Origin of the sequence: Caballeronia sp. LP006 (assembly GCF_031450995.1) — a bacterium.
Taxonomy (GTDB): domain Bacteria; phylum Pseudomonadota; class Gammaproteobacteria; order Burkholderiales; family Burkholderiaceae; genus Caballeronia.
In genome coordinates this window covers 300,637-327,382 of record NZ_JARTVW010000006.1, presented here as the reverse complement: position 1 = coordinate 327,382, position 26,746 = coordinate 300,637, and the positions used below count along the sequence as shown (strand labels likewise).

The window sequence follows — 26,746 nt, the reverse complement described above, 5'->3', positions numbered from 1 at the left end:
CTCTCATAATATGCCTCGCCCACAGAATTACGGATAGGTCCCGTATTTTCGGCTCGTGCATGCCGACAAAACTCCCGCGTTTGGCCTCATCCTCCTTGCGCAAAATCGCAACGGCTACGGCAACCTGTCCGAGCTAATCACACTCGCCCGCATGCGGGCCGCCAAGGGAAGTTACCTGCTCACGCCGCACGATCTCTCCAGACCCGAAAAAGAACACGCTCATTTGCGTGGGATGCCCGATTGCCTGGCTATCCTCGTGCCGGATTTTCCTGCGAAGGAAGAAGCGCTCCCGGCACAAGTCGAATGGCTCAACGAGACCTTTCCCGCTCGCGCGTGGGTTGGGTTGATCTTGCACCAGCGCGCGATGGATGACATCCATCGCGGAAGTGTCGAGTACGTCGCCGACCGACATCGCGTCCCAGTTGTCGCGCTAGGTAATGTCGTGATGCATGTGCGCTCGCGCAAGCCCTTGCAAGACACGATGACCGCAATCCGTATCGGCAAGCCCGTGGCCGAATGCGGCTACGATCTCGCACCGAACGCGGAGCAGCACCTGCGTTCACGGCTACGTCTGTCGAATCTGTATCCGGCGCACGCGCTCGCTCAAACGCTCAACATCCTCGAGCGTTGCACGTTCTCGCTGGACGAATTGCGCTACGAGTATCCGGATGAGCTTGTGCCGAAAGGCTTCACGCACGAAGCCTATCTACGACAGGAAACTTACATCGGCGCTCACAAGCGCTTTGCGGCCGGCATTCCGCATGAGGTGCAGCAGCAGCTCGAATACGAGTTGCAATTGATCGGCGAGATGCGCTACGAAGCTTACTTCCTAACAGTCTATGACATCGTGCGTTTCGCACGCAGCCAGCACATCCTGTGTCAGGGACGCGGCTCGGCTGCGAACAGCGCGGTTTGTTACTGTTTGGGCGTGACCGAAGTGGATCCCTCGCGCGGCAACATGCTGTTCGAGAGATTTATCAGCAAGGAACGCGGTGAGCCGCCCGATATTGATGTGGACTTTGAGCACCAGCGGCGTGAAGAGGTTATCCAGTACATCTATCGCAAGTACGGCCGAGATCGGGCGGCAATCGCGGCGGCCGTTTCAACCTACCGACCGCGTGGCGCACTGCGCGAGACCGGCAAGGCGCTGGGCGTTGACCCGCAAATCGTCGACAAGGTCGCTAAGAGCCACCAGTGGTTCGATCATTCGCAGGATCTTTTGCGTCGCTTCGAGGAATCCGGCCTTGATCCAGAAAATCCGCTGATCCAGATGTGGGCGACGCTCGCGGCACAGATCCTGAACTTCCCCCGGCACCTTTCTCAGCACTCGGGAGGTTTTGTCATCAGCCGCGGCAAACTCACGCGGCTTGTGCCTGTCGAGAACGCCGCGATGGCGGATCGCAGCGCAATTCAATGGGACAAGGACGATCTCGAGGCACTCGGGCTGCTCAAGATCGATGTGCTGGCGCTCGGCATGTTGTCAGCCATCCGTCGCACGCTCGACATTGTCTCCGAGCAGCGTGGTGAGCGATTTGAAATGCAGGACATCCCGCCCGAAGATCCGGCCACCTACGAGATGATCTCGCAGGCCGACACAGTCGGCGTGTTTCAAATCGAATCTCGCGCGCAGATGAGCATGCTGCCGCGCATGCAACCGCGTACGTTCTACGATCTGGTGATCGAAGTGGCGATCGTGCGCCCCGGTCCGATCCAGGGCGGCGCCGTGCACCCATATCTGCGGCGGCGTCAGAAGCTCGAGCCGGTGACCTATCCGAGTGAAGCACTGGAGACGGCACTGGGTCGAACGCTGGGTGTGCCGATCTTCCAGGAGCAGGTCATGCAAGTCGCGATTCTGGCTGCCGGCTTCACACCGGGCGAAGCCGACCAGCTACGTCGTGCGATGGCTGCGTGGAAGCGCAAAGGCGGTCTGGAGCAATACTACGATCGCATCGTCAACGGCATGAAGGAACGAGGCTACGACCTCGCCTTTGCAGAGCGCATCTTCGAGCAGATCAAAGGGTTCGGTGAGTACGGTTTTCCGGAGAGCCATGCGGCGAGTTTTGCGTTGCTCGTGTATGCGAGCAGTTGGCTCAAATGCCATGAGCCGGCGGCCTTCCTCGCCGCGATGCTCAACTCGCAACCGATGGGCTTTTATTCGCCATCGCAACTCGTACAGGACGCACGGCGCCACGGTGTCGATGTAGTGCCCATCGATGTCATGATCAGCGGCTGGGATTCTGTGCTCGAACCACGCGCGGGGCGCCAGCAGCCAGTCGTGCGCCTCGGGCTATCGTTGCTGAAGGGCATGCGTGATGGCGCGGCGGAGCGCATCGAGAACGCGCGAGCGGTGAGCCCTTTCGGAAGTGTGAGCGACCTGGCGCGGCGCGCGCAACTTGATCGTCATGATCTTCAGGTGCTGGCCGCCGCGAACGCACTTCAGTCGTTAGCGGGCAATCGGCGCGAGGCACTGTGGCAATCGGTTGCTGCCGTACCCGATCGTGACATCCTCGCCGACAGCCGGATTGATGACGAGACGCCGGCGCTGGGTGCGCCATCTGAGGCTGAAGATATCGTAAGCGACTACAACGCCTCCGGCTTGACGCTCGGTCGCCACCCACTTTCGCTACTGCGACCTATGCTGCTCGAGCAGCGGCTGATGCCGGCTTCGACGTTGCGAGCCTATCGAAACGGGCGTCTGGCGCGTGGCTGCGGCCTCGTCACTGTCCGGCAAAGACCGGGGACGGCTAAGGGCGTGATGTTCGTCACCCTCGAAGACGAAACGGGGAACGTCAATGTGATCATCTGGCCGTCATTGCAGGAGAAGCAACGAAGGGAAGCGCTCGGAGCGTCCTTACTTGCCGTGTACGGAACCTGGCAATGCGAGGGAGAAGTTCGACACCTTGTTGCCCATCGACTGGTAGACTTGTCCCACTTGCTCGGGGGACTGACGTCCGTTAGTCGCAACTTCTGCTGAGCGATACAGGCCCCGAACACGCCACCACCTATCATCTGGCAACCGACGACGCATTCTTGGATTTGGAAGATCGCTTAGGTTTGGCGTCCGACTCCTTCGCGATCTTTGACGTCTTCGTGACCACTCTTTTCGCCGGCTTGGCTGGCGGCTCTTCGTGTTTCGTGCCTTTCATTACTTTCGCGCCGGTGGCTGATGCGGGAGTTTCCGTCGTTCGGCTTGGCTGCGCGTCCGCTTGTATACGGCCAGCTTCCAAGTCGTGATCGGGCCCCACGGCACTTCACCACGCATCATTTCGACTTAGGCGTCCCAACCGGCCTGATTGCCGGCGAAGAGGTCATGCTGAACCGTGTGCGCCAGAAGCTTGCGGTTAAGCGGGACCTCAAGCAGCTCCTTCGTCCAAAGGAAGTAGGCGGACGCGGCGCGCATCGCGAAGTCGCGCGGCATTAACAGAGGCGCGACGAAGCCGAGAAGCTGAAAGCCCGCCAGAGCGTCCTCAGTAGCGGCAGCCTCACCGATAGTCTGATGGCGGTCAGAGCATTTCAAGACGCAGCCGATTGATTCCACCACATCGCCAAAGTGCAGCAGCAGCGCGCGACGCTCCCTCGCGTCCTGCGGCTCAACGGCCTTCTCTTCGTTGTTGTCTCGGTTTATCTCGCTCATCTCATCCCCATTTGCTCATTGAGAACGCGGCCGGCGGCCACTGTTGCATTGAACTAGCGCGGAAGATAGGCAAGAGGCGCGCCACCGATCTGGCGGCGGGGTACGACCGCATGGGGGAGCCGAGGTACTACACAGTAGCCAGACATCGGCTCGTGGCGACAGGAGTGATTCGCCGTGCCGTCGAATGGCAAGACCGAAAAAAGAGCCTCGACCGATTTCCCGGGGCGAGGCTCACCTAACACCTATGAACGTGACAACGAAGTTTGCTGCGGTTTCTAAACTGCTGCGCTTCAACGACTACTTCCCTACTGCATCTCCTGCGTACTGCTAGACAACGACTGCTTCTCCGAAACGACTTAATGCGAATGAGGAAGCGATGAACGTGAGACGCGCGTGCGGCAATCGCTTGTCCGGATAGGCGTGGAGGTTGGGCCGGAGTCTCGGTGAATGCCTTCGTGCGGCTCGTGCTGTTCATCGCCACGAAAATAAGTGTAAATGTGCGATGCCGATCACCAAACGATGAAAAAGCGGGGAAACGACGCTCTGTCCGCGCATAGGACACGCGTCGTCTGCCGATAAAGCGGCGACTGAAGCGACGACTTAATGCCCTGGACCAGCCCGTATCAGCGCATGCCGACCGCGCGACGCATTGCCGCCGTGATGCCCTGCCTTGTTCGATGGAAACCCTGCCACGGATCGGTCCTGAGGGAGTGCAAGCGCTGCGCGGCCGTCTTGATCGTCCACTGATCCGCGCGGCCGATGTCTTGTAGCTCGTCCCACGCGATCGGCATCGACACGCCCATCTCTGACCGAGCGCGTGCGGAAAACAACGCGACCGTGCTCGCCCCTTTGCTGTTGCGCAGGTAATCGATAAAGATCTTCTTGACCCGGTTCTTGGGGTCAAGAACGGCGCAGAACCGCTCAGGCATCAGCCGCGCCATGTAGCGCGCGACCGCATGCGAGAAGTCCTTTACCTCCTCCCACCGCTGTCGGCGTGTGAGCGGCACAACGATATGGAAGCCCGTACCGCCGCTCGTCTTGATGATGCTCTTGAGTCCGATCTCGTTGAGCAACACCTTGGATAGCGTCGCCGCATCGAGCATCATCTGCCAAGACAGCTCGGGGTCTGGATCGAGATCGAGGATGAAACGATCGGGATGGTCGAGGTCCGGCTGTACGGCGTTCCAGCTATGCAGCTCGACCACGTTCATCTGCGCGAGGCCGATGAGCGCTTCGTGATGGTCGACGACCAGCAGCGGCGGGTGGCTTGGGTGCATCTCGACCGGTAGCCGCGTGATACTGGGGATCTTCGAGCGTTCCTCGTGCTTTTGGAAGAACAACTCGCAGTAGATGCCGTCCGGTGCCCGAAGAAGCGACAACGGCCGATCTTTCAGGTACCGCAACTCGAACTCCGCGATCTCGTCGTAGTAGCGCACGAGATCGATTTTCTTGATGCGCGTGACGTCGTCGAAGATGCGCCCGGCGTTGGACACCTTCACGCCGGCAATGACGAGCGTTCGCGCCCGGCCCGGTGACACCCGCGTCGTTCCCTGGGCCTGCGGCAGGCTCTCCGGTTCATCGACGTCGACGACAGTCTCTTCGGTCACGGCGGTGGCCGGTTTGTCCTCGCGCATGCCCTGGAAAACGGAATGACGAACTTCACCCGACAGCGTCCATTCGAGAAACGACGCTTCGAAAACGAGTTCGGGCTCTTGCCAGAAGAAGTCCCGATCTTTCTCGCGCGGGGGCGGGTTGTAGAAAGCCGGATCGTCGCGAAGGAGTTTCGTTACCTTCTTTTCTAGTTTAGCCAGCAAGCGCGGCTTCAATTCCGCTTTTACGGTTCCGGCGAAGCGCAAGCTGCCATCGCGTTCTTGCACGCCGAGCATTAACGATCGCATGCCGCTCTTCGTGCCCGCTATTCGCGTACAGCCACCAACGACAAATGCTTGCCTAAGCAAGCATTCCAGCTTGATCCAATCCATCGAGCGACCGGACCTATACGGCGCATCGGCGCGTTTGCCGATGATGCCCTCGAGTCGCATGCAGCATGCGGACGCGAGCAGCGATTGCGGGTCTTCGGTGAAGGACTCACTGAAGCGGACACGCTCGCTCACCGTCTGGCCGATCAACTCCCTGCGTTGCGAGAGCGGCATGCCCGCAGATCGCGTCCGTTGAGAAACAGGATATCGAATACGAAAAAGGTCAGCTGCGCCGTGCTGCGTTGGTCAGACGCATTCTGCCAAGCGTTGAAGTCGGGAAGGCCACTCTCGGTGAGTACGACTACCTCGCCGTCTAGCCACGCGTTGTCGACCGGCATCTTGTCAATAGCCGTCGCCAGCGTGGGCATTTTCTCGGTCCAGTCGTGCCCACCGCGCGTGATGAGCTTCGCTTTGCCATGTTCGACTCTGAACATCAGGCGTTAGCTGTCGAACTTGATCTCATAAAGCCAGTCACCGCTCGCGGGCGGCCGGCGCGCGAGCGTCGCCAGTTGGGGCGCGATCGATTCGGGCAACGGCTCAACAGCGGTCTGCCCGCGTCCGCTTGAGGAGCGCCTTTTCATGTGCTGACCGGAGGATCATCGACAGCGCGAATCTGCGCTTGCGGATACAGGTGCGCGGCAAGGTCCAGCGCCTTTTGCTTCTGAGCCACGATCGTCACAAAGACTCCCCCCGGGCGGTCGGCATCGTGAACCGCGATGCGCCATCCAGCATGCTCGTCCGGCCTGACGATAACCTCGTTCACCGGTCCGTTACCGATCGTCATCTCGCGAATCCCTGAAAGATAGGTTTCGCGATGTCAGCGCAAAGTCCTTGCCCGTACTACACTACGCTGCCTAGAAGTTCTCTTCTATCCACGCCTTCGCCCACGCGATGGCACGTTCATGCGCCGCGCGCGCGGTATCGAAGTACCCGATATCGGAAAAGTGGAAGATTTGCCCCTCAGCCTCGTCTTCGGTGGGTTTGCGCTCAACTTCGCACCAAGAGTGCCTATTTGGCCGATCCGGTTAGGCCGCGAGTCGATGGTCCATTCGCGGTACTCGGTCTTCTGTGTCGGTTCGTCTGGGGACTGCTGCATATGGGGCATCGTCGGCGTCGTTGCCATCCGCGTAGGTCCTGCTGATCAAGGTGTCGTAGTCGGCGCGTTCTGTGCTGACGATTGAGCGAAGCACTATGGTGATGGCGTCTTAATATTGCAGGTTCGCGGCGATCACGCGAACGGTTCCAAGCGTGATTTCGTGGCTTGTAAGCGTACCCAAGCCGTCATCACCGTCGAAATGAAACCGATGCAGATCGTCCACCGATCCGAGTGGTGGGGGCTGGTGTGATACAAGGGTGATTTCCATCTTGATCGAACCTAGCTACCGGGTGCTTTGTCCGATAGCAATTGTCGAACCTACCGCTCGTCACGAAATGTGAGCCGCTGGTTGAAAATGCGGGCGCTCTCCGCCTACGAGCTTCGTCTGTGGCTCGCTAACGTCTGCCGCATCGACCACCCGATTGAAGCTCTTAGGCGCTACCTGCAAGTGGCGCGTGAATCCTGAGCGGGCCAATCTGAGGAGTCCCGTCTTGCGATGCACACGCCATCCAGTCGCTCCGTTGCCTGTGGCATGCTGGTCGTCCGTGCACTGCCAACTCCGAGTCGACAATGGGAAAAGCTAGCCGCGGCAAATCTTCTGGTCTCGACGATCGCACGCGCGAGGGCCTTGCTCTGGCCGCAGAGATGGTGCGACACCCTCAGGTGCTGCCTACATTCGCATCGATCGCCCGATTTTCGAATATGTCAAAGAAAGCGGGCGAATTATCGATGTTCGGTCAGGTTGCTGACGCCATAGCAGAGGATGAGCTCGCCCAAGCCCTGAGAGAGGCCCCGCTCAACGCCGCACGAATGACGAAACAATTGAAGGCGGTGCCGCCGCAAGCTTGGGCAGAGGGCATGCAGCAAGCATTCCGAAACCAGAAATTCGTGGACTTCATCGATCAGATGATCCGCATTGCCCATACGAAGTTTTGGTCAAGCGATCCGCATCTGGCGCTTCAGTTCAACAAAAACCAGCCGGCGCATCCGGACGACCCCATCGCTCTTGCAATTACACGTGCGCATCGCAAGCTCACAGGCGACCCACGACAACCCGGGTGGATAGCGCTGGCACTCTTCTGTCTTGGACGAGTCATCGCCGTTACCTCAAGCAAAAGCTATGAAAGCGACGAGTGGACCGACGTTACCCTAATGTGGTTTAGCCTCGAAAAGTCGTTTCTTGAAGGCGATGGTCGTGACACCGCCAAGGCCGTCCTCGAACTCAAAAAAGAGCTATTGCCCGACCTCCCAGAGATAATCGGTTCGAGGATGATGCACGGGCTGGCAGAAGCCGCAATCAACGCAGGTGAAACGAGATTGTTTCAATGAAGGCCTGCTCCAAGCTTTTTGGGCGTTTCGCCGTCGCGTCGGTGCGAGCACGAAGCACGTGAGGCGTTTCTTCCCGCCCGGCACGGTGCCTGCTTCTTACAGGGGATGCCGAGCCCAGGGGCAGCTATGAATCCGATTTTCGATCAAAAGACGCGCGACGGCGAAATTGCTCGTGCGCTGAACCTCGCGCTCCATACCTTTAGCGTGTTTTCCGGCATAGAGGCCACGATGGAGGGCGAGTCTCTTCGGTTAGATTTCGCTCGCGAAAGCGCGGCGATGATGCACGCGCTGCGGCTGCTTGGGGTGCAGCCAGGCGAAACACTACCCTCGCCGGACTTCGACGATTTCGACCTCGCAAAAAAAAACGTCCCAGGGTTTTAGCCTGGGACGTGTTCAAAAGCTTGGCTGCGGCTACGCCGCTTCTGCAAAGAGACTCAACTGCGTGGTGTCATAGCCCAACAACGCTTGATGCTCGTCGTCGCCAACGGCGTTCTCGATTAAATGCACGTCGAGTTCTGCCGGCGTCAGGTTCAGACGCTGAGCGAGTCGCGAGAAGTACTGCCCGCGTTTGGCCATGTCCTGATACCGCTGGGCCATCCCGGTCGGCAGCTTCACGGTGCCCTCGTTCAGCCAGAAATGCGCTGAATCAATTGCGTCGCGATGCTGCGTGTCCAGCATGAAGGCGGTGTCGTAGGTGCATGTGACGAACAGGCACGCCGCTTCCGCATCCACCTCGAACTGCGAGGCTTCCTCGAAGTAGACGGTCTGCTCCCCGCCAGTCGTCCTCGCATATCGCCCGGGCCGACCCGGATGCCGGTACGGATTCCACTGCTCTGCATCGAACGAGCGCAGCCCGAGTGACGGTGCGTCTCGGTCGTACTGCCCGACGTGATACCAGCCGTGCAAGACGATATCGGTCTTCGGCAAGCCGTCGAGCTTCGGAACCGGATACCGACGCCCAAGCACATTCACGTCGTGCCAAACCGCCAGTGCAGGAAACGCATGCGGCGCGTAATGATGCATCGAGAGAAAGAAGTCGATCGCCACCAACTGCTGTGGCGTGACGAACTCAAACTGCGGCTCACACAGCAGCCGGTTTTCTTCCGTATCGGGAATTAAGCCAGTCGCCAGTGCCCCGGAGTGCGCTTCGGCGCGGTCGCGCTCAGCCGCGTCAATACTGCAGAGCATTTCCAGTAGACCAACACGCGCGAGGTAGCTGTACGTGTCTGCCTGGATGCGCGTGTAGCCCGCATCGCTCAGCGAACGACCCACCAACTCCCGGCGCGACATGTCCCACTGGATTGCGAGTAGGTAGTTGCGGAAGTCGTTCAGCGGTCGAAGATGCCCATACTGCTCATCCTCGATCATGGCCTCAAGCGACTTGTCGCGATCGCCGCTGACATAACATATGGCGCAGCCAAAACGGCTTCCACAGGAAGCCCTCGCGCCCGAGTCGCCCACCACGACACCACACGTTCCACCGTTCCCTGCGCGATAAATCTCGGACAGGCGGTGTATCGTGCGTGGCATCAACGGCGATGGAAACGGCAGGCTTTGAGCATCCGCCAGCAGCGCGAGCATCGTCCAAACATCATCTGAGGACCATTCGCTTAACGGGCTGAGTGTGAGCGCCCCGGTTCTGCTTCTGACCGCCACTTCGGCGCTATCTCGCCGTTCGGCCATTGCCACCGCGCGCGAGGTGCTTTCATCCCTGCGCAGACCGAGCACCGTTATGACTTCGCGGGCACCGTCATCTGCCGCCCGGCGTTCAAGCAACGTTCGAAGACGGCCGCCCGGCCGTACCTTCCACTCGTCGGCGCACGCTCTCGTCCTTCTACCGTCGCGCACGCCATTCTCAGGCGTGCGTACCAAAGTGCCGCGCCCTATCGTCGAGACCACGAACTGGCTCGCCAACGAAGGCGTCGTCACGTGGACTTGCACCGGCAACGCCGACGCTTCGATATACAACTGCAACTCGTCCAGCACGGAGTGCAGGAAGTTTGCGATCGTTGGGTTCTCGATGGTCGTGTCGGCCGACTGAACGTGGTGCGTGATCGTCGTGCCGCCGGCACGGCGAATCGCCTCCACCATCAGAACCAAAGCGCACGTGCTGTCCTTGCCGCCCGAGTAGGCGCAGCTCAGGCTATGCCCGAGTTCGATGTATCGCTGCATAACGCTGATAGCAGCTTCCATCTTCGAGAGAATTTCCTGTTCCATCTTTTCGCTCCGAAACAAATAGGAGCGACCCTTCGGGATGCGCTCCCGAAAGGGTTAATGGTCTAATTCAAATGAAAAGGTCAGCCGTCGCACGTTGGGCCTCTTCAAGGCCGTCGTGCGCTGCGGCAAACATGTCTGCTTGCCGTGTTGCTCGATCCAGCCGACGAAGCGTCTTCGCATACCGGCTCACGCTGGTACCGTCGAAGCTGTCGGCACCGGCGGCCGCACAGATGCGGATGCGCCGCGCCGAGTTCACGCGACCGACGTGCAAGTAGCAGTGACGGCGTCGCGCGAGAGACCCCCACACGTGCGCCGTCTGCTCTTTCCACTCTGTCGAACCGCCAATGAAGATGCCCACAGCAGGCGACAGCAACGAGGCGAGATCTTCAACCTGCATACCGTTCTGAACTGCGATCAGCATCCGGCACGGCATCCCGCGAAGTCGTTCCAGCCACTTCAACGAGTAGTCGAGCGAGGCGATCCCGCCCATGACGATGTCCGGATGGACAAGCCAATCGGCCCGCTCGCCCAGCCGTTCGACGGCGACCGCAAACGCGTGCTGATCGAAGGGCTGACCTTGCTGGTACGCGGTCCAAGCGCCGTTATCCAACGCGTAGCGATCGAAGCCCTCAGTACGCAATTCGCCTTTAGCCGAGACCAACAAGCGCCAGTCGGCGCCCTTCAGTGCGGCCAGGTTGCGGCGTGTGGCTGTGCGACTGGCGTAACCGACGAGCGGCTGCCGATTCATGGCGATCCGCTCCTCAATTTCCGGGTCATCGTCAGCAGATCCATCGACTCCGTAGTACTCGGCGTACGCCATGAAGGCTTGCGCGTAGCCGGTCTTCTGGCCACTGGCGTATTGCTCCAGCCACGGCGGCGTCATTGGCGCACCCCGTTTTGGGGTTGCACTCTGCCGCCAATCACAAAGAACACTTTCGTCTCGACGTTCCGGACCCAAGGGCGAACTTCGCCCGCGTACGTCGCGGTGCCGGCGATGTAATCAATCGCCGCTTCGAGGTTTAGAAACTGTTCGGGCAATGCCCCAGCTTCGCTGCTTCAAACATAGAAACACTCCACACAAAGAATGCGGAGCGACCCCAGCGGGGCGCTTGCCCGCAAGGGTTGAGAAAAGAAATTGAACAGCGTTTGTGCCGCTTAGTCGATCACCTTGACGCTCTGCCACCAGCGACCGCCTGAGGGCAGCTCTCTGACAAACGAGAGTGCCTCCGCCTCATCGCGCGTGAGCTCGATCACCCCGCCCTTCAAGAAGGCCGTCTGAAGATAGACGACATTCGCGAGGGCAAGCGCGCCGTGCTGCTCGGCGATGGCGGTCAGCGTTTCGACGGAATCCAGCAGCTCCGCATGAAACTGCTTCGCGTCAGCGGCGAGGCGCAGCGACACCTCAGCGTCGCTAATCGCGCCCAGCACCGCATTGCATTGAGCTTGCGGGTCGTCTGCCCCGTACTGCTCCGGCTTGATCCAGCTTCGGATCACCATGTCGTTAAGTACGTCGTCGACGAAATCAGTGCAGGAATAGGTCATGGAAGGCCCCAATCAAAAAGTAAAGAAGAAGAGCCGTTGTCAGATGCGACGCAAACGGCCACGATCGAACGCAGCCGCACGACGCAGGGACGGCGCACGCGGCGGCTGCGACTGAGCATTGGCCGGTGCCGCTTGCTGCGCAGGCGGCTGGTGAGGCACTGCATTCGAGTGAGACGGACTGCCGGCTGCCGCCAGCAGCAGCATCAAAAGGTTTGCCATAGTGGGAACAGCGCCGAAGGCGCGAGAAAGAAGGGAAAAGGGAGCGCCCTTGTGGGCAACTCCCCACAAGGGTTAAAAAGAGATCAGGCGGCAAGCGCCTGTACGTCGATGACTGCGTCGGCCTCTGCAACAAGGTCGGGCGTCTGCGAGATGAAGAACTCCCGCTGATACCCACCTTGGCGCAGCACCTCGCGCTTCATGCGCATGAACTGCACTTTCCGTTCGGGATCGAGCGGGCCGTCTGACTCGTCGCTGAACAGGGTCTGATAAGGCTGACCGGTGTTCTGCGCGAGATAGAGCGCGATGCCCCGTGTGAGGCACTCGTTGATCCAGACCTTCTGACCGCCGGACATAACGGAGACCGACTTGCTGCTGTTGGACTCGGCATCGTGAACGAGGATCTCGAAGCCCTCACGCAGTTCACCGCTCGCAAGCGTGCGCTGCGTGCGGATCTCCACCGTGAAGCGCATCCCGTAGCACGCGAGCAGCAGCTCGTTGACGGTTTGCGTCAGCGCCGGACCCGCGTCATCAATCGTCAACGCGATCACGCCGTCGTTGCCCAAGCCCTTAGCCAGCAGCTTCCATTGCGCGATCTCGTCGGAGAGGCGATCGGCACGCGACTGCGTGGCCGAGAACTTCGCCAACTCCAACGCCAACGCTTCCGCTTCGGCCTGCAATACACTTTGCGCGCGGATCGACTGCTCGATTCGACCATCCAGTGCGGCGATGGTCTCCCGGTTCGCTGCAATGTCACGGTCCAGCTTCGCAATGGCGGCTGTCGCATCGACGGCGGCCAGTCGCCCGACTTCCTCGGTAATGCGAGCAAGCTCAGCTTCCATACGCGTCTTCTCAGACTGGTATTTGGCGGTACGTGCGACACTTTCCTCGGTGATCGAACGCAACTCAGCTTGCGCCGCTCCAAGTCCCGACACGGCTGCATCCAGCAACGGCTTAGTGGCGGCAAGCTCTGCCGCCGCCTGCAAGGCACGGCGCAACTGCGCGGCCGCATCGGTGATGGCGAGCATCTCTACACGCTTCGCCGCCAACTCAGCCGGCACGAGCGCCAAGGATTCGGCCTGCGCCTTCTTCTCGCGATACTCCGCGCGAAGATTCGCCACCGATATACGCTGGACCTCCGCTTGCTCTTTCGCTTGAAAGGCTTGCGCGAGCAGCGGACATTGCGCATGCATCGAATGACCGACGCACGGCACTTGCTCCGCCACCGCAGCCTGCTTGTTCAACGTGTCGAAGTGCGCGGCTTTCGTCGTGCCCTGGCTCATCAAGCTGGTAAGCGTCGCATCGAGCGTGGTCAACGTCGCGCGTTTCACCTCCAAATCGGCAATGTCGCGCTGCAGGGGAGCAAACCTCGCTTCCTCACGCGCAATCGCCAACTCGGCCTCCTCGCGCTTCGCCGCCGCACCGAGGATCGCCTCGCGGCGAGCCAACGTTGCTTGGTGCGTGGCCACGGTTCGACTCAGCACGGAAACGCGCTGCTGACAGCGAACCGCTGCCGCTTGCTCGTCGTCGGCTGCGCTCTTCCGGGCACGCCCCAACTCGTCGCGGCGCACGCCCAGCTCTCGCAGGCGCGCCTCGGCCGTAGCCGATTCGCTCTGCTTTGCCGCAAGGGTCGCCCGCTCTTGAGTCAGCTTGCTCGCATGCGCAAGCGCTGCATCGCGTTGCTCCCGAGCGACACGCAGGGTGTTGCCCTGCGCGACGATCGACTGCTCAGCGTCTGCTTCGCGTTGCCGCTTTCCGGCTAGCGCACCCAGCTCAGACTGGATGCCTTCGAGCGACTTGCCGAGCACCTTCGCGACATCAGCGGCCTTCGCCGACATTGCCTTTAGATGGTCGATGCCAAGGAGTTCAGCCAGCAGCGTCTTGATCTCGCCCGCACCGTAGGACGCGAGCGGCCGTCGGTTCTGAGCAGAGAACACGCTCGTGAAGAACGTCTCCAACGAACCGTTGATCGCCTCAACACAGCGGTTATACGACTCTGTCTTGCCGTCCGACACGGTCCCGTCGGGCAAAGACACCGGGCGCCACGTACCGTCGACGCCGCGATAGGCAAGGTAGTACTCCGCCTTGCCTGTCTTGCCGGGCTTGCGAAACGTGAACGACGATCGATAGCGAATGCCATCGTGCTCCCATTCGAGTTCCTTCAACGCACTGGTGCCACAGATGTGATCCCAGTACGAGAACGCGTCGACCGACAGCTTCGATGCACGCGACGGCATGATCGGATACGGATGCAGGTTGTCCATAAGCGTGGTCTTGCCCGCCCCGTTAGGGCCGGTCAAGGCGATCAAACCATCCGGCAACGTCTCTAGATCCAGCGTGACGCTTTCGCGTTTCATGCCATCGCGCACGCCAACGAAGCCTTCCAGTGTCAGTTTCAGAGGCCGCATGACGGGTCCTCCGATACGCTCATCGAGGCGGACATCGCTGCCATCTGCGAGTAGAACGCGTCGTCGTCCTCGTTGGGAAACGGATCGTTCATTACGACGGACGACACAGATCGCACCGGGGCCTTGGGCATTTGAAGCGTTCCGTCTAATGCGGCCGCCACGTTGTCGCAGACTTTGCCGAACTCGCGACGCGCGTTCATCAGAAGATCGGACCAGCCGCTATGCCCGGTGAGGCTACGGATCTCAGCAGCAGACCACTGACTTGCATAGCCTTCCTGATAGGACCAGAGAAGGTGCTGCATTTCAACGGTCGGCGTAACGGCGATCTCGCACGCCCCGGGGGTTGTGGCGACCAGCAACAGCGTCTGACCGAACTGCGCCAGTACCGCGCCGCGGTGTTGACCGAACGGCTGATGCTGAATCGCAGCGGTAAAGCCGGCCGATTCGACCAACGACTTTTGAAGATCACGCGATGAACAGTCGCCCAACGCAAAGGTGCGAACCCAGTTCGGGCCAGCGGGATAAAGACCAAACATGATGCACTCCGTTATGGTGGGCGGAGTGCTGCCCCGGAAGGGATCGCTCCCCGCCAGGGTGAAAGAAGAAATGAACTGCTAGAGAAAGGTCCTGCCACTACGAATCGATGCGTCAAAGACGCGGTAAAACCTGTGTTTCGATAGCGACGTTGACAGTCGGCTATCGGAACACGGCTTGCGTGTTCAGGCGGAGGAGCCATACTTGCCTCCTCTGCATGCGCGGCTACTTTATTTGCTAATTAAGCCGCGAACAAATCATCGTTGAGCCACGAAAGCTGACTTGCCGAAGCCCACTCGACAATTTCCACCGTCGCATCGGGCATGGGCAGTGCATCGTCGCCAACATCGCTATCCGGAGCTACGTGGGCCGTCACCGGCGCAGGCTCGGACATGCTCGACAATGCGTCAGCGTCGCTCAGTCGCGCCAGCACGCCAGCGGCGATTGCCTCCGCGTCCCCGGTTTCCAGCAACTGCAGCCGGTCAAGCAAGGGCGCCGGATCGACGTCAGCGTGCTCGCACCAACGCTCGAGCTTCCGGTCAATCGACGTTTCGAGGCTGATGCCTTGGGCGCGTGACCGGACGACGAGAAGAATGCGAGCTTCGACCTTCAGCTCGGCCGCGTTGCTGAACAGCGCGGCGATCGCGTCACGGTCCACTGACTGTTTGTGCTCTTCGTCGACCTGCCAACGAACTCGTACAAACTTGTCGGTCGCATCAAGCGCGATTGCCGTGAGGCGCTGCAAGTCGGGCGGTCCATCAAAGTCGACGCAGATCGTCTGCCGTGAAGGCGTAACGACCAGATCAGCTTGCGCGCTTCCGACCTCAACATTCCACATGAGAAAGCCTTTGTCGCCTTCCTCACCGTAGTGGAACCGCCCGATGGAACCGGGATAGGCCACGACGCGCCCCGCTCGCTCCCACTGCTGCGCTTTATGGATGTGTCCAAGCATGAAAGCATCGCATTCGGCGTCGAACAAACTGCCAAGCGAGAACTCATGGTCGAACCCTGCCATCGTCACGCCGTGCTCGGTCGTACAACCGTTGACCGTGCCGTGTGACACCCCGACAGTTCGAATGCCTGCGGCACGAAGCTGCTGGTTGACGCGCCCTGCTGCGGCGAGATAGTCGCCCAGCACGCCTTCCAGACCCGTCCCTGCTTCCTTAGCACCAACAGCGACCGCCAGCGCCCCCTTAGTGACCGTGGGCAGACACGTGAACACGACATTAGCGCCGATTGCCAGAACCTCGCGCAGCTCGTCGTCCGAGAACACCGGGCCGTCCGAGGGGTAGAACCGCCCCTCGTGGAGGCTTACCTGCTGCACGCGTTCCGCAACATAGATCTGATGCGTCGTTGCCATCAGTTCGAAGTTGCGCAGCGTGCCCGGCGGCTCATGCGAGAACGTGCCCTGCAGCATCAGGACCGGCATGCTGCCGCTCAGACCGTTGATGCGGCGTGCGAGGCGGTTCAACGACGGCGCGTGTGCGTCGAGACGATGGTCCGTCGCATCACCCGAGATGACTGCCACGTCGGCATGGGCCAGCACCGCATGGTCGATGCCGAAACCGAAGCATCGGTCCGACTCTTCGAGATTTCCCGGCGCGTAGTGCAGGTCAGAAAAATGTGCGATCTTCAAATCGCCTCCTATAAATGAAAAAGGGCCACCCGAAGGTAGCCAGTATTTGCCGACGCACCGCTAGGGCGCGCTAAGAAACGGATTACGTTGACAGCGTGTCGCGGACTTTCATCAGCGCCTTGCCCAGAAGGTTCTGGCCGCGCCACTTCGATTTGTCCGTGATGTCTGGATGGTGCTCACCGAGACCCACGCCCCATATCGTGTCGTAAGGACTTGCTTCGACAAGCTCGGTCGGCGCCGTCGCAAGCAACAGCGTTCGCAGACCCGGATGCTGCGCGAACTTCTCGCGGCATCCAACGTACACGATCGACTCGCGCTTCGCCTTCCATGTATCGAGGTCAAAGCCTTTGACCTTGCGGCCAAGGGCTTTTTGTTCCTTCGGCAGATGCGTGGCTAGCACAGCTTGAGCGATGTCCTCGTCGCCAAACAGCTTGGCTTTGGAGAACATCATGAACTGCTCAACACTGACGAAAGCGACGTCGTGGTACGAAAAGCGGCACGGATGCCAGTTGCTAAATGCGTCCTCCGCGCCGAAGAACAGCGTGAAGTTGCCGACTCTACGCATTGGAATCTCCTTCGCGCGAACAAGTAGATGGGCCGCCGAAGCGGACGAATTCGATGCGCACGTGTGAGCGCGGTCGAAAGCATTTGAGCAAGCGGTTCTTGCTGAAATGCTCTCATGCGCGAGCGAGAAAGGCTGTGTGACACGGAGAAAGGATGCCAGCCCCCGAAGGGGGACTGGCCAAGGTTAGACGTAGGCAGCTTGTGCAATCGCGTCCTGAATTTCGACGTCGAGCGAGGCGGGATCGTCGAGCGCATTCTTGAGACGCGCATTCATCGCATCTACATCAGCGATGCGTTCGATCCAACCGCGACCGTACGTCTGATGCGCGTACTTGCGAAAGCCGTTCTGTCGTTCCGGCTGACTGAGGCCCAGACGATGCAGCAGGTCCGACATGCGGTGACGCTTGTCTTCCAGCGTCTCGTCGGGATCCGGCGAGTCGTCGTCCTGACCATCGGCGCCGTCGATGCCCGATGATGCGCCATCGCCTGTCAGTGCTTCCCCGGTCTGCTGCTCTTGCTGAAGGAGCGAATCGCCGATCGACTGTACCGTTCCGTCCAACCCCAGCAGCGCCACTGCACGACTGGCAGCATCGAGCGCCGGTTGAGCCTCGTCCGCGCCATCCAGCAGCGCGCCTAGGTCGATGTCGGCATCGAGCACCGTCAACATCTGCTTCTGACGCACGGCCTGGCCATTGTCGTCAATCCGCGTGATGTCGAACTCTTTCTTCGAGAGCCAGAAGCGCGTGCCGGTGAGCCTGCCGCGCGCCAATGCCACGGTCTGCATTGCCGAATACGCCTTCTGCAGCACGTAGATCGAGTTGGTCGGCAGCTCGATCAGCCCAAGCCCCTTCACGTCGGGAACCGCAAACAAGAAGTTTGCGGTTAGGTTGCACTTCCGGTCCTGATACTGCGGACAGACGTGAGGATCACAGACGCCATCGGGAATGTCGTCGTCTTGCCGGTGAACGACCAGCCGCCCACCGAAGGATCGACGGGCCCGCTGTGCACGTGCGTTACGCTCGACCGGCGCGTACGTCTTGCAATAGCGCTTGCCGTCGCGGTCGTACTCCGAGAAGTACTGTCGCCCGGTTGTCGTGTACGCGGCCATCTGATTGGGCACATTGCGCAGCCAGTCGTCGAACGCAAACATGATCGGGAAGCGGTATAGCCGCAATCCTTGCCCGCGATCCTCGCCATACAGCCGCAGGATTTCGTCGGCCGTGTCCGGATTAGAGAAGTCCGAGCGTCTGCACACGAAGTAATCGACGTTTCTGGGAATCAGCGCGTTCCGAAGCTTCAGCGACGTTTCGAGCAGCTTGCCGATGGCTTCGAACGACTCGCCCGCAGCGACCATGTCGTTGTAGAGCTTGACAGCTTTTTCGTTGGACTGGTGCGCCCGCGTGAGCACTTTGATGCCAGGTCGAATCTTGCCGATCGTGGGCGGGCGAATAGCTCGTTCTTCAACGAGGCTACGCGGCGCGTGATCGAACATCTGAACAACTGCATTCATGACGGTTACCTTGCAAGAAAGAAGATGGCGTTGGTCCGCATTGATTCGGCTTGAGATTGCATCTCTCGGGCTGCCGAACTGCCGCGACGTTCGCTGACATGTGAAATAAAAACAGAGCGCTCTGCGTCGCTGAACATCGCGACTCGAGCTACTTCGCACCGCTCACGCCAAACGGGGGACGTGGTGTTCGCCTGCTCGCGCTCGCTATTGATTTGATGCGTGATGGCCTCGGCGATACGTTGATTGAGGCGGTCGGGCAACAACATAGAACAGCACCTCCGTTGAGAAAGGTCCGGCCGCAGGAAGCGACGGACGAAAAAAAAGCCCGCTCCCGTAAGGGAACGAGCTTCTTGAAATCGATATAGAGACCTACGCGCCACGCCCCTTCCGGGGACGTGGCGTGCAGGGAGCGGCCGGCATAAGCCGGTGTCGCTCGGTCAGAGAACGTAAAGTCGTTCTCGCGCAGCATGGTCACGCCGCGCAACAGCCCTTTTCGGAATTACTTCCGCCGCAGGAATCACGGATCAGCCAACTTCGATCGTTCTACCCATATCAGGCTCTGGAGAGAGAACACCCGAAAACCCGGGTTCGAACGATGTACCGGCGCAAATGAATGCAGCACTGGGTACGAGTATCACGGCTGAAATTGGGGAGTGTTAGCGAGCACACTCAGCACAAGGAAGATTTCCACACCGGTAGCTATCCGGTCGGCGCATGCCAACGCACGAGGCGGGCACGACTTGCAGAGAAAAGATGGACTCCGGGCTTGGAATCGGGGTCGATGCGTCGGTGACGCGGGAATGGAGTTGAGTATCCGGGTTATCGACGCGAGCGTGCGGGTGAAAGCTCACGAATTTGACCTAGCTTTCGCCGTCTTGACTGTTGCCTAAACAATGAAAATCTTATGTGAGAGAGAACACAGACATACCGAAACCGATCATGGCTGGTACTGACATGGAAGCACCTGAAGACGGATTAAGACCAAGCTCACCTCCGGTCGCGCCGACTGGCGAGAGCGGTCTTCGGCGGCTCGACCGCCTGACCAACGACAGCCGGCTCGCGCGAATCCATGCGGATACGCTGGCTAAGACTGAACTGCCGTACCACTCGGCATTCGCACGTGAGTTTTTGCGGGGCGACTTCAACTTTGCAGCAGCGAAGATGACCGTCGCTCGCGGCGGCAAGCTCATCGCTATCGAATCTGAATTTCGAGTGGCCGAGGGCTGGTTCCGCAAAGCAATGGCTTGGGCCAATGACTTGCCCAAGAGGCAGACTGCGACGTATCCGGAGATAGTCACGCTCGAAATCAAGCACGCAATGTCTGGACGATTGGTACGCCTGCTGACTATCTATGACCAGCTCTTCTTACTGACGATGGGCGCACTGATCGCTCGATCGTTGGGCTCGGAAGCTCGTCAAAGCACCCTCGATGCCGCTCAAACGCGAATTCGCAAGATCGCCTATCTCTGCATTTTCGACAACGATCGCTTCGCCCCCGAAGGTGTGTTGCTTCCCGACCCTGGTCAAGCCCACTAAACCGTCTTGAGCGCGCGCATGCGCTCGCTGTCTTGACTAGCGGCAGCGCTGGTTACGCTCGACCTAATGCAACGACGAGAGGACCTCACATGGACCTACGCGATATTCAGCGACTGCACGCACAGTTCGCACCCGACTCGATGACCATTGATCTGCCGCGGCAGATTGCGGCGCTTCCGGCGCCGGCGGACCTGGCGGCTCAGGACAAGGCGCCTTCTGTGAAGGTGCGCCTGCCGAAGGCAGCGCCCACCGCGCGCCAAACGCTCGTTGCCGTGGCACTCGCCGCTGTGATCGGTATGGCAGGAATGGGAGCCGCTTCCCTCTACAAGTCGTTCGGCGCACCGTCGGTCCACAGCGCCGCTCGCTCGGATTCCGGTGCAGGCAAGCTCGCGGGAAGCGAGCAGCCAACTGCACCAACGACGCGTCCGATCGACGCGGAATCGCCTCATCCGGTTGCCGTGGCACCGATGCTCACCGCGAAGGACCTCGCTCCTTCGGGGGTTGGCTTGACGGCTGACCAGTTCAGAAATTCGCTTGGAAGCAACGCTCCCGCCGTTGGCGCAACCCCAGCCAAGTCGGCCCCGGTTTCGACTGAGGAGCAGCGAGCGGCGGCGTCGCCGATTCGTCAAGCCCGTCGTGACGCGGACGCGACACAGCAGCCTACAGCCAACGCCCCCGCGATGAAGGCGGCCGCACCGGCAGCGCAAAGCGCTGCGCAGCAACCGGCGACGTCGGCCACGACGGCAACTCCCGCCGGGGAGACGCAAGCCACAGACGGCGCGACGACAGAGACCTCCACGCCGTCGCACTCGCACAGCTACCGCCACCACGCAAAGCGCGCGCGCGACGAGCAGACCACGGAGTCCGACGGCGCCGCCGCATCGAATAAGAAAGCAGCACCCGCGACCCGCGGCGGGTCGAACGAAGTGCAAATGTTCTAGGAATCGACACCATGAAAACCGAACTCAACATCACGCTTATCGCGCGCGGCTGCGCCATCACCGGCGACATGGTCGTGGATCACGGCATTTCGTCTTTCGGCCTGCTCGACGGCGGCATCATCTCCACGCAGGGTCTGCTGCACATCGGCGAAGGCGGCCTCGTTAAGGGCAGCGCACAGGGCGAGCACGTTCGCATTGACGGGCGCGTTGACGGCGATGTGCACGCGCGTGGCTCACTGGAAATCAACGGCCAAGTCTCGGGTGACATCTTCTACTGCGGCACCATCCGCCTCGGTCCGCGTGCGTCGCTCAACGGCACGCTCAAGCGCGTCGCCAGAATGCTGACGATTGAGGCCGATTCGACGCCGGACGAAGGGCCTATCGCCGGTCCGCGCTTGGACGACACGAAGGGCCAGGAACGCACGGAATCGAACGTGACGGAGATCTCGCGCGCCATCGCCTGAGCCCTGAATAAGCGTGATGATTTGCCGATAACGGGTGAAAGTCCCTAAGAACCCTGATCATGAAACCCGTCGAACCGATCTTCGATTTCGTCACTAAGACGTGGGACGCGGCAGCGCAAGAAGCCGCGTTCGAAGGCCATTGCTTTTGCATGCTCGACACTGGCCGGCTTGTGAACAGCCATGCGATGACAGCGGGCACGCCGCACTGGAACCGGCCCGCGTACAAGTCCGTCGTGACGTACAAGATGGCTATGCGCCAATAACCGTAGGGTTTATACTGATCACGTCTCCTCCATGTCTCGACCGATATGGATTGCAGCCCGCCTTGAGCGGGCTTTTTTTTGGCTGTAGCCACGAGAATCAGCGTTTCATCTGACGTTGAGCGACTATGCGGATATGCCGACCGCTTTCGCCACGGCGTGCACGTGGACTGCAAGCACTTTCACTCTTCGACTTCACTGACTGAGGCGACCATGCCTGACACCGTCCCGAAGCCTGAGCACGAGTTCCTCAACGCGCTCCGCAAAGAACACAAGCGCGTCTCAGTCTTCCTGGTCAATGGAATAAAGCTGACAGGCCGCATCGAGTCCTTTGATTCGTACACGGTCTGTCTGAACGCGGCGACGGGCCCGCAGGTGATCTTCAAGCACTCCATCTCGACGGTCAGCGAGGACCGCGGTCGCCCTCAGAACTCTGAGCGCCACGAGCGCCCTGATCGGCGCCCGCGCCCCGGGCAGAAGGTGCCATGAATAGACACGGCACCGAGAGTAGCCGAGGCGGATCAATCGGCGCTCGAGAACCGTGGCAACAGCCCAATCACACTCTTAGGCCGCTGCCGCTACTTGCTGAAGTTGAGCTTCGACGACAAAACGAGACTCGAAATTTTTGGACGTGCCCGAGATCATCAGGGATTCACGTGCGCGCGTCATCGCGACATAGAACAGACGACGTTCCTCCGGCTCCGTCGACTTCGCATCAGGGACGATCGTCTCTTCGCTGCGCGCGATCCACACGTGATCCCACTCCAGCCCTTTGGAGCTGTGCATCGTGGTGAGGATGAGCGCGCCGGGCGTCGGCTCGTTGTTATCCTGACGCAGGAAAAGAAGCCGCTCAGCGAAGCTGCCCGACAAGCGACAGAGGACTTCATTCGTCGCCTCGATCGCGCGAATTGCAGAATCCTTCTTCGCGTACTTCAGCATCCATTCAGCGACGCCTGAGAGCGTCAGCGAATAAAACTTCCGATCGCACAAACTTTGCCATTCCGCCAGCCGCTTCATGAACTCACGGTAGTTCGTCGCGACGTCCTCGGGCAATCCCAGCTCGACTAACTCGGCGCGGCCCTTCTGCGTCAGTTCCGCGCCCATATCGGCATGCAATGCGCGCAAATGCTGCGCGGTCAGGCCCAGGTGTGCGAGAACGGCGTCAAGACCGGTGTCTTTGATGCGCTCGACAATCTCGAGCAGGTTGCACATGAGCGCGCCCTCGGGGCGGCTCAGCACCGATGCGCCGGATGCGCGGTAATACTTGATGCCGTGAGAGCGGCAAACGGATTCGAGCGGATCAAGGATGCGGTTGGTGCGCGCAAGGATGGCGCACGATTGTCCTTTGGCGAGCAGTGGCCCCAGCACCTCGACTGCAGCGGTCGCTTCTTCGTACTCGTCCGGGTACCGCGATGTCAGGACGCTCCCGCCCGGCCCCTTCTCGGCGCGCAGCACCTTCGCAATCCGGTCGACGTTATTGCGGATCACTCGGTCGGCCGCGCCGAGAATCTCGGCACGACAGCGATAGTTGCTGCCGAGCACGACCGGCTTCGCGTCAAACGCTTCGATGAACGATTCCATGCCGCGATAACCCAGCGCCTCGCGAAAAGCGTAGATGCTCTGGTCATCGTCGCCGACGACGGTCACGATCGAACCGGCCTTTGCATGAAGCTCGATCCACCTGTATTGCAGCGGGTCGGTATCCTGAAACTCGTCAACGAGCAGATAGGTGAACGCGTACGGGGCGATGGTTCCGTTTTCCATCCCCTCCACGGCGAGGCGCAGCATGTCCTGGAAATCAATCTTACCGTTGCGGGCAAGCGCGTCCTGATAGGCGTGGTACAGCTCGCCGTCGGCAGTGTCCGGATCGCACCGCCCGAAATTGGTTTTGATCTTCTCGATCGTTGGAATGAGGTCTTCTGCCTTCCCGTCGCGGCCGAGTTCCTGCATCACGCGGATGAGCGTACCGAGCCGGTCACCATCCGAGGCGATATCGAGCGCACGTGCACCGGGGCGCTTCAGTTGCTTGAAGGCGAGCGAATGGAAGGTGCCCGCGATCAAGCGCTTCTTCACGGATTCGCCGGCGGCCGCCAGGATGCGCTCCCGCAGTTCGAGCGCGGCGTCCTTGGAGAAAGTGACGGCGCCGACCGTCGCGGCGCTGTCTTGCAGCAACAGGGCCGCTTTCGTGGCGATCGTTTTCGTCTTGCCTGCGCCCGGGCAGGCGATCGCCACGCAATGCTGGCGCAACTGGGCGACTTCCCGTTGCTGGGGATTAAGTTCGTCCAGCATCGCGCCTCCTTAGTTGCCGCGGACGGTCGTCATCAGCTTCAGGTGCGTCATGTACCCGCGAATGCCGAGCGGATTGAAGCGCTTGAGGAAGTTGACTGCCTCGTCGTCCACGTCGGACTGGTCGCGGATGCCGTTCCAGACCATGAAGTCGAAATGATCCATCGCACGGTCGAACTTCATGATGGCGCTCAGCACGCGCATCGAGAAGCGCGAGTACGCCTCCACCTCGATGTCCATTGCGGGCATCGGGATGGTGGGCTCAAACACGAATTCCTTGTTGGCGCGAAGCTCTGCTTCCTTCTGCTCCCGGAAGCCTTCGGCGACGCGCAGTTGCTCGTCCACGTAGCTCTCGATGCCTGCAAGCAGCTTTTCGAGCGCACTGTTGACGACTTCCTTGTCGTTCTCGCCGAACGTCGAGCGGCCGAAACGCTGCATGTTGATGCTCATGCGGTTGATGTACGGCCACCATTGTTCGAACAGCGGCTTCAGGCGGGTATGGTTCAGTCGCACGCGTGCGGTCACGACTGCTGCGCCGGAAAGCTGGCGGTCCAACAACTGACGGCCGATCTCACGGCGGCGCTTGATGATCGCAATACGCTCCGCCGCAGGCAGGTCGCGAAACAGCTTGCGCGTCTTCGCCACTTCCGCCCGCTTCATCTGCGCGTCGTCGGATGAGATCACGCCTTCCTTCTGGAGGCGGTCGGCATCCGCCTCCATCTGCGTCAACTCGCGCTCAAGCTCTCCGTCGTCCGCGCCGTCGGTCGTGAGCGGCGCCTCCACCGTACCTTGTTCGAGTGCGCTCAGCGCGACTTTCTCTTCACTGCCGGGTTCGACAACCGTGCTCATTCGCCATTTCTCCTGTCTAAACCGCATGGGTCCCGTTTCATCGTGGGTGATCAGGCAAGCAAAGCGCGTTGCCTATGGGGTCCATTGTTGCGGTCGGGGGCACCGGTCAACGTCCGAAACAGCGACTATTTCGCGCGCCTTTCCGACGACGGAGCCTAGTGGGGAGCACGGTTGCGCGCAGTGCCCCGTTGGGCTCGCACGCACGGTACGGTCATCCGCGCGTTCAAGAATGGAGGTCGGTGAGAGCAAGGACAGGCCGGCTCGGGGCGAGACAGCGCTTCCGTGAGGGAGCGCCGAGGAGGGGGTGCTTAGGGCTGGGGACCGTATCATGATGAAGCCCGTTTGCTACAAAGACGCTGTTTTTTGTGAGCTTTCCGGGCTTCGCCTTACTATTTGCTTCCTAGCGCGCAGATTGAAACGACTCTGCGGCTTTCCACAGAAGCGCGCCTAACAGCGCTGCGGCCGCGACCCAGTATCCCGCTAGCACGGGCAACGGCGCAACGAGCACGGCTAAGAGCGTGCCGAAAACCAGCAAGAGGCCGTGGCTCGCGAGGTGGAAAGACAGTGGGCTGACGAAACCCGCCGCCGAGGCTTTGATCTTTCGCCTAGAGGTTCCGTCGATGAACATTCCGAGGGCAAAAAGGATTGTGCCCACGATCCATAGCTGCATCACCATGGCTCGGAAGACGATTCGATAGACGAGCAGCCAGAAATTCTCGGTCCACGTATGCGCGAAGCTGGAAAAGCCCCCGTCGTTCATCCCGCCAACACTCCCGGACGCGTTCAGTGTCCGGTGCAGCAGGCCGGTATCAACGAACGCATGGCGAAATATCTCGTTCGCCCGGCTCACCGCAGTATCGACTTTCTGCTGCCCAACCGTGTCCACCAACGACTGAGTCTCGACGTCCGGCACCTCGAATAGCTTCCGGTCGGGCATCGCAGGCATGACGGCTATTGCCAACACCGGGACCAAGAGAAACCAGACCTTCAGGTGCGAACCGAAGCGGCTAGCCATGTAGCACCTTTACTGCCGCCAACACGGGTATCAGAGCTACGGCGAACAGCCCGCACCAGAATAGCGCCGGGCGATACTCGGCGATGGTCGCCAGGGCGTAGCAACGTGCGCCAGCGCCATGGGTGAACTCTTCGGGGACGGCGGCGTTCGCATCGCCGTCGAATGCCATCGCGGTCTCGAGTGCTCGCTTGGCCGTGCGGAAATCAGTCTGCGACAACTTCGCTATTATCGTAACGGTGAGCGACATCGTATTCCTCGAAGTAGCGGCGGAACGTCTCGCCGTGCAGCACGCGGGATGCGAGCTGGAATGCTGCGGTACGCTGCGTGATATGGTCCGGACAGCGCTCGTCGACCATTTCAAGCTCGTGGTCGGGATGGCGCTGCTCAAACGCGGTGATCGCCTCCATCATCGGGCACCACACTTCCACCTTCTCGCCACGGCGCGCAACGTAACGACGCGCGTAAAGTGCCTGGGCCGGCTCAAAGAGACCTTGCATGAATGCCACGTACGGCTCGCCGTTGCGCTTGGCCCGCCTGTAGCTGTCGAGTGCCGATTCAATCATCTCAGCAGTCAACGGCCGCTTGTCTCCCATGAATCGTTCGCCGATGAAGTCGGCCACGCGGGAGCACGCGAGCTCGAGATCCGGCGACACGTTGAACACCGGCATGAGCCGGTGCGACAGCTTGTGATCGCGGATGATGTGTTTGTATGCAGCGGACATAGTTTTAG

At 60.4% G+C, this 26,746-nt stretch carries 26 protein-coding genes and 1 pseudogene; 8 read left to right on the top strand and 19 right to left on the bottom strand.

All coding sequences use genetic code 11. The features are described from left to right. Positions 1 to 43 precede the first annotated feature (43 nt). A pseudogene (locus P9250_RS32080) lies at positions 44 to 2,974 on the top strand (error-prone DNA polymerase); the annotation flags it as partial. Positions 2,975 to 3,271: 297 nt separating this feature from the next. On the opposite strand, the gene P9250_RS32075 reads toward P9250_RS32080, so the two are convergent. The 5 genes from P9250_RS32075 to P9250_RS32055 form a co-directional block, all read right to left on the bottom strand. After that, positions 3,272 to 3,634 carry a hypothetical protein gene (locus tag P9250_RS32075; RefSeq protein ID WP_310397489.1) on the bottom strand — a complete coding sequence of 121 codons (363 nt, stop codon included), beginning with the start codon at positions 3,632 to 3,634 and terminating at the stop codon, positions 3,272 to 3,274. Between the two features lie 623 nt (positions 3,635 to 4,257). Beyond that, positions 4,258 to 5,787 carry a DNA ligase D gene (gene ligD, locus P9250_RS32070; protein WP_310397486.1) on the bottom strand — a complete coding sequence of 510 codons (1,530 nt, stop codon included), beginning with the start codon at positions 5,785 to 5,787 and terminating at the stop codon, positions 4,258 to 4,260. After that, positions 5,760 to 6,047, bottom strand: coding sequence for a hypothetical protein (locus tag P9250_RS32065; protein WP_310397483.1), 288 nt, complete (start codon positions 6,045 to 6,047; stop codon positions 5,760 to 5,762). Before P9250_RS32065 ends, ligD begins: the two co-directional genes overlap by 28 nt. A gap of 6 nt (positions 6,048 to 6,053) precedes the next feature. Then, on the bottom strand, positions 6,054 to 6,194 hold the full coding sequence (locus P9250_RS32060) for a hypothetical protein (RefSeq protein ID WP_310397481.1): 141 nt from the start codon (positions 6,192 to 6,194) through the stop codon (positions 6,054 to 6,056). After that, complete coding sequence (locus tag P9250_RS32055; RefSeq protein ID WP_310397478.1) at positions 6,191 to 6,397, bottom strand: hypothetical protein; 207 nt, start codon at positions 6,395 to 6,397, stop codon at positions 6,191 to 6,193. The genes P9250_RS32060 and P9250_RS32055 overlap by 4 nt, the downstream gene beginning before the upstream one ends. A gap of 882 nt (positions 6,398 to 7,279) precedes the next feature. On the opposite strand from P9250_RS32055, the gene P9250_RS32050 reads away from it, so the two are divergent. Next, positions 7,280 to 8,038 (top strand): hypothetical protein, encoded by a 759-nt coding sequence (locus tag P9250_RS32050; RefSeq protein WP_310397476.1) that lies wholly within the window; start codon positions 7,280 to 7,282, stop codon positions 8,036 to 8,038. A 126-nt stretch (positions 8,039 to 8,164) separates the two neighbouring features. Then, on the top strand, positions 8,165 to 8,419 hold the full coding sequence (locus tag P9250_RS32045; RefSeq protein WP_310397474.1) for a hypothetical protein: 255 nt from the start codon (positions 8,165 to 8,167) through the stop codon (positions 8,417 to 8,419). Positions 8,420 to 8,449: 30 nt separating this feature from the next. On the opposite strand, the gene P9250_RS32040 is transcribed toward P9250_RS32045, so the two are convergent. The 9 genes from P9250_RS32040 to P9250_RS32000 form a co-directional block, all read right to left on the bottom strand. Continuing rightward, a complete protein-coding gene (locus P9250_RS32040) occupies positions 8,450 to 10,255 on the bottom strand; it encodes a phosphoadenosine phosphosulfate reductase family protein (protein ID WP_310397472.1) in 1,806 nt (601 codons plus the stop codon). 67 nt (positions 10,256 to 10,322) lie between these two features. Continuing rightward, positions 10,323 to 11,138, bottom strand: coding sequence for a hypothetical protein (locus P9250_RS32035; protein ID WP_310397470.1), 816 nt, complete (start codon positions 11,136 to 11,138; stop codon positions 10,323 to 10,325). A 272-nt stretch (positions 11,139 to 11,410) separates the two neighbouring features. Next, positions 11,411 to 11,797 carry a hypothetical protein gene (locus P9250_RS32030; protein ID WP_310397468.1) on the bottom strand — a complete coding sequence of 129 codons (387 nt, stop codon included), beginning with the start codon at positions 11,795 to 11,797 and terminating at the stop codon, positions 11,411 to 11,413. 302 nt (positions 11,798 to 12,099) lie between these two features. Further along, entirely contained in the window at positions 12,100 to 14,421 is a 2,322-nt protein-coding gene (locus P9250_RS32025; RefSeq protein ID WP_310397466.1) for an SMC family ATPase, read from the bottom strand. Then, positions 14,409 to 14,957 carry a hypothetical protein gene (locus tag P9250_RS32020; protein WP_310397463.1) on the bottom strand — a complete coding sequence of 183 codons (549 nt, stop codon included), beginning with the start codon at positions 14,955 to 14,957 and terminating at the stop codon, positions 14,409 to 14,411. Before P9250_RS32020 ends, P9250_RS32025 begins: the two co-directional genes overlap by 13 nt. A gap of 239 nt (positions 14,958 to 15,196) precedes the next feature. Next, positions 15,197 to 16,591 carry a metallophosphatase family protein gene (locus P9250_RS32015; RefSeq protein ID WP_310397461.1) on the bottom strand — a complete coding sequence of 465 codons (1,395 nt, stop codon included), beginning with the start codon at positions 16,589 to 16,591 and terminating at the stop codon, positions 15,197 to 15,199. Between the two features lie 82 nt (positions 16,592 to 16,673). Further along, positions 16,674 to 17,156, bottom strand: a complete 483-nt coding sequence (locus tag P9250_RS32010) for an NADAR family protein (protein ID WP_008343254.1) — start codon at positions 17,154 to 17,156, stop codon at positions 16,674 to 16,676. A 183-nt stretch (positions 17,157 to 17,339) separates the two neighbouring features. Further along, positions 17,340 to 18,665 (bottom strand): hypothetical protein, encoded by a 1,326-nt coding sequence (locus P9250_RS32005; RefSeq protein WP_310397459.1) that lies wholly within the window; start codon positions 18,663 to 18,665, stop codon positions 17,340 to 17,342. A gap of 5 nt (positions 18,666 to 18,670) precedes the next feature. Next, on the bottom strand, positions 18,671 to 18,931 hold the full coding sequence (locus P9250_RS32000) for a hypothetical protein (RefSeq protein WP_310397457.1): 261 nt from the start codon (positions 18,929 to 18,931) through the stop codon (positions 18,671 to 18,673). 673 nt (positions 18,932 to 19,604) lie between these two features. On the opposite strand from P9250_RS32000, the gene P9250_RS31995 reads away from it, so the two are divergent. From P9250_RS31995 to hfq, 5 genes are all read left to right on the top strand, one after another. After that, positions 19,605 to 20,201, top strand: coding sequence for a DUF1845 domain-containing protein (locus P9250_RS31995; RefSeq protein ID WP_310397453.1), 597 nt, complete (start codon positions 19,605 to 19,607; stop codon positions 20,199 to 20,201). 89 nt (positions 20,202 to 20,290) lie between these two features. Beyond that, complete coding sequence (locus P9250_RS31990; protein WP_310397451.1) at positions 20,291 to 21,142, top strand: hypothetical protein; 852 nt, start codon at positions 20,291 to 20,293, stop codon at positions 21,140 to 21,142. Positions 21,143 to 21,153: 11 nt separating this feature from the next. Further along, a complete protein-coding gene (locus P9250_RS31985) occupies positions 21,154 to 21,606 on the top strand; it encodes a polymer-forming cytoskeletal protein (protein ID WP_008343235.1) in 453 nt (150 codons plus the stop codon). A gap of 59 nt (positions 21,607 to 21,665) precedes the next feature. Further along, a complete protein-coding gene (locus P9250_RS31980) occupies positions 21,666 to 21,869 on the top strand; it encodes a hypothetical protein (protein WP_244818617.1) in 204 nt (67 codons plus the stop codon). Between the two features lie 210 nt (positions 21,870 to 22,079). Then, a complete protein-coding gene (gene hfq / locus P9250_RS31975) occupies positions 22,080 to 22,355 on the top strand; it encodes an RNA chaperone Hfq (protein ID WP_244818618.1) in 276 nt (91 codons plus the stop codon). A 75-nt stretch (positions 22,356 to 22,430) separates the two neighbouring features. Here the strand turns inward: hfq and P9250_RS31970 are convergent, their stop codons facing one another. The 5 genes from P9250_RS31970 to P9250_RS31950 all read right to left on the bottom strand — a co-directional run bounded on the left by P9250_RS31970 (position 22,431) and on the right by P9250_RS31950 (position 26,738). After that, a complete protein-coding gene (locus tag P9250_RS31970; RefSeq protein WP_310397449.1) occupies positions 22,431 to 24,155 on the bottom strand; it encodes an ATP-dependent helicase in 1,725 nt (574 codons plus the stop codon). 9 nt (positions 24,156 to 24,164) lie between these two features. Further along, a complete protein-coding gene (locus P9250_RS31965) occupies positions 24,165 to 25,001 on the bottom strand; it encodes an ATPase (protein WP_310397447.1) in 837 nt (278 codons plus the stop codon). Positions 25,002 to 25,401: 400 nt separating this feature from the next. Further along, positions 25,402 to 26,016, bottom strand: a complete 615-nt coding sequence (locus P9250_RS31960; RefSeq protein ID WP_310397445.1) for a DUF4400 domain-containing protein — start codon at positions 26,014 to 26,016, stop codon at positions 25,402 to 25,404. Continuing rightward, positions 26,009 to 26,263, bottom strand: coding sequence for a hypothetical protein (locus P9250_RS31955; protein WP_063786815.1), 255 nt, complete (start codon positions 26,261 to 26,263; stop codon positions 26,009 to 26,011). Before P9250_RS31955 ends, P9250_RS31960 begins: the two co-directional genes overlap by 8 nt. Continuing rightward, positions 26,220 to 26,738 (bottom strand): hypothetical protein, encoded by a 519-nt coding sequence (locus P9250_RS31950; RefSeq protein ID WP_310397443.1) that lies wholly within the window; start codon positions 26,736 to 26,738, stop codon positions 26,220 to 26,222. The genes P9250_RS31955 and P9250_RS31950 overlap by 44 nt, the downstream gene beginning before the upstream one ends. Positions 26,739 to 26,746 lie beyond the last annotated feature (8 nt).